The organism is Cobetia sp. SIMBA_158, assembly GCF_046566945.1.
Lineage (GTDB): Bacteria > Pseudomonadota > Gammaproteobacteria > Pseudomonadales > Halomonadaceae > Cobetia > Cobetia amphilecti.
The window spans coordinates 1-274 of record NZ_JAWJYL010000337.1; the positions used below are offsets into that span (position 1 = coordinate 1).

Sequence of the window (274 nt, forward strand, 5' to 3'; positions counted from 1 at the left end):
GCCAGCCACCAACCCACACAAATACCGCCGTCGCCAGCAGCAACCATTTAAACTCGCCGCTCTGCATTCCGGCTGGAATATCGATCGCCGCGCCCGCCAGAATCCCAGGCAGGAAGTAAAACGGTGGCCACAGCAGGCAGCCGATAATATTCGGCGTAATGAATTTTGCCACCGGCAGATCCAGCATTCCCGCCACCATTGGCACCAGCGGACGCGTCGGGCCAACAAAGCGACCGACCAGAATGGTGAACATGCTGTGTTGATGCAACGCATG

General features: G+C 58.0%; 1 protein-coding gene. It reads right to left on the reverse strand.

Annotated features, from left to right (window positions below; all coding sequences use genetic code 11):
- On the reverse strand, positions 1-253 hold a 253-nt coding region (locus tag R2R70_RS20185; RefSeq protein WP_410978930.1), incomplete at its 3' end, for a DedA family protein.
- Positions 254-274: the final 21 nt, after the last annotated feature.